The sequence below is a fragment of the Acinetobacter sp. UBA3025 genome (assembly GCF_002367915.1).
GTDB lineage: Bacteria > Pseudomonadota > Gammaproteobacteria > Pseudomonadales > Moraxellaceae > Acinetobacter.
This window is the reverse complement of record NZ_DFDO01000160.1, coordinates 1-2,687: the sequence shown is the minus strand read 5'-3', so window position 1 is coordinate 2,687 and position 2,687 is coordinate 1. Positions and strand designations below refer to the sequence as shown.

The window sequence follows — 2,687 nt, the reverse complement described above, 5'->3', positions numbered from 1 at the left end:
TGGCAAGATATGATGAATATCGTCTTTAGCTGCGAGCTGTAAAGTTGTTTGATGCTGAACAGGGAGATCAGTTTTATTATTCAGCAGAGCATAACCACGTTCAGATTTGCTGCGTACATCCAGCCATAACTGATAACGTTGAATCCAGGGTTTAACAAAATCAATTAAGTCATCAAGTTTGCCACTTTTGAGCTCAAATTCAACTTCATAAATATCCAAGGTCTGGCCATTAGAACGAATCTCACCTCTATCCAGTGCAATTTCAATCTGACTTCCTCGGTAATTTTCAATCCAGAGATCCCGCTCTACATCAGTTTCAAATTGTAGAGTCAGAGACGTATCTAGGGTGTGAAGTGCCTGTTTTAGAATCTTCCGAGCCTGTTTATGCTTGGCATAAGCTTTTAAATCACAGTTGTCCGGTGCGGTATCCAGTCTTTCTTCCAGCTCAAAGCGTTCAAATTGATGCTGGCTCGGTGCTTTTAAGGTCTGAAACCATTGCTGATCTTCCAGACGCTGCCGGAGTGCAATTTTGTGCTGCTGTAACTGCTGATCGGCAGTATCAAAGTATTTGGCACATAAATGATGTCGAGTTGGCCCGTACTGCTGAAAATCTTGTTCGAATTGGTGACATATACTTTGCGGAATCTGGAATTTGAGTTCGATTTCTGCCATCGGGCCATTCCTTCTCGATGAAGCTCATAACAATCAATATAGACCAAACAACAAAAGTATTGTGATGTGCTTGTGCAACAAAAAGCACGCCGTAGCGTGCTTTGAAAGTCAGTTAAATACTTATTTAAGAAATTTGCGGCTGACCAGAAACTGTTCTGTCGCTTCCAGTAAGCGCTGTGCATAGACTTCCTGCTTGGCAGTCAGCCAACCCAACACAAACCAGTCACTGGCTTCCAGCTCAGTCTGCTGGATATACAGGGCAGAGGAGGCCAATGTCTGATATTCATTTGCTGCCTGCTGTGCATCATTTAAAGCCTTGCTGTATTTTTGTAGGTTTTTGACATCATAAATCGTGGTCAAAATTGGGAAGCTGAATTTTAATTCCTGAATGCGAATTGCTAGCTGATCCAGACTCTCAAAATTGGTAATATCAGTCTGACTCATTTGTTCCTGCAAGACTTTGTATTGTTGCTGCAAGGTAGTTTGCGCTGCAGATTTCAATTCCAGCGGCTTAGCTTCATTTGTACTTAAGCTGAAGATCAGCAATTCCAGATAGTGATGCACATTCTGAGTAGACTTCACCAGATTGCTCAGCTTCTCTTTGGCATAGAGAATATCTTTAGTCAGGTTCTCTGCGGTCGTAGGATTTTGCAGGAAGCCAGCCAGAGTGTTTTGCATGTGCTGTAAATGTTGCAGATGTTCAAACTGATGTTTAAATGCGGCAAGCTGATGCGCCCATTTGTCTGAAACCTGAGTATGCCAATCTTTAAACAAAAGTAGGGTCAGATAGAGATGATCCAAGGCCTGTTGTGCCTGATCAATATGTTCCTGCTCTGCCAATTGCGCGGAGATTCCCGCGATATTGGGCAATAGATGCTGCATTTGCTGGGCCACCAGATGACACAGGTTTTTACCCGCACTATCTTTTTTGCTGATCTGGAATTCTTTGGCAAAAGTAGCGGGACTTACATTCTGATGAGTCGCTAACAAATTCCCAATTTCAGCCTTACTACGTACATCCAGCCAAAGCTGATATTTTTTGACCCATTCAAAACTAAAGGCCAGCAAATCCTGAATTGAGCCATGCTTTAACTCGAATTCAACTTCATGCACTTCCTGTTCAGCATGAGGCGTGCGAATACAGCCGATATCCAGGCTGACTTCGATTGATGTGTTTTCATATTCAATCACGCGCAAGGTACGGGCAATATCGGTTTCAAACTGCAATTGCAGCTGGTCAAACTGATCACCTAAAGCACGATTAAGCAAGGTTTGCGCTTCAGCAGACTGCTGGTAAATACTCAGGTCCAGCTCAGGAGAATATTCTAATTCACCCAGATCATGATTATGCTCGAAACGTTCAATGTGGCTTTTGCTTGCCGCTTTTAACGTCTGAACCCAACGACTGCCTTCTAATCGTTGGCGTAGGGCAATTCCATGCTGGGCCAGTTGACGGTCTGCAGTATCATAGTATTTGGCTTGAAGCAGGATCTGTTGAGATTTCTTGGGATCAAGTGCCTTAAGCAGGGCAGTACGGCGTGCCGCGGGAATCTGGAACTTGAGTTCAACTTCAACCATGATAATCATCCTGTCTATTCAATTTATTGAAAAATATTAAAAAATAAATTGAATTTTTATTCGCTTGCATGAAATTCCGATATAAACGGAAATATTTTTAGACTTTTGAGCGGCTGATTGTAACGAAAAACCAATCTGATGTAAGACTTGACCGATTGAAAAAAATGGAAATGGAAAAATTAAGTTACTGATCTCATTCGCCGGTTTTTATTGAAAGCACGACAATTCAATATCTAAGCCAACCTCAGGAACAGAATTGCATGAAAATAAAGGTACTTTTAATTGCCTAAATTATGCGCTAAGGTGAAGAAAAAAGATCAGGATGATGATAATGAATGCACAGGTGCAGCCGAGCAATGAGATTGCAGAACTGACTTCTCCACAAATGCCGATTCGTGACTATCATGAATTTTACCGGTTTTATCTGACTGAGCATC

2 protein-coding genes and 1 pseudogene are annotated in these 2,687 nt (G+C 42.1%); 1 reads left to right on the top strand and 2 read right to left on the bottom strand.

Annotated elements, in window-relative coordinates:
- Together B4J23_RS06720 and B4J23_RS06715 are read right to left on the bottom strand one after the other, a co-directional pair.
- Positions 1-672, bottom strand: a 672-nt coding sequence (locus tag B4J23_RS06720) for a CYTH domain-containing protein (RefSeq protein ID WP_291359488.1), incomplete at its 3' end; no start/stop codon positions are given.
- Between the two features lie 120 nt (positions 673-792).
- The gene (locus tag B4J23_RS06715; RefSeq protein WP_125279555.1) at positions 793-2,250 is read right to left on the bottom strand and encodes an inorganic triphosphatase; all 1,458 of its coding nucleotides are present in this window, start codon (positions 2,248-2,250) and stop codon (positions 793-795) included.
- 331 nt (positions 2,251-2,581) lie between these two features.
- Between B4J23_RS06715 and B4J23_RS14345 the strand changes: the two are divergent.
- A pseudogene (locus B4J23_RS14345) lies at positions 2,582-2,687 on the top strand (DUF962 domain-containing protein); the annotation flags it as partial.

Coding starts and splice junctions, on each gene's coding strand:
- B4J23_RS06715 (WP_125279555.1), bottom strand. CDS start 2,250: ATGGTTGAAGTTGAACTCAAGTTCCAGATTCCCGCGGCACGCCGTACT.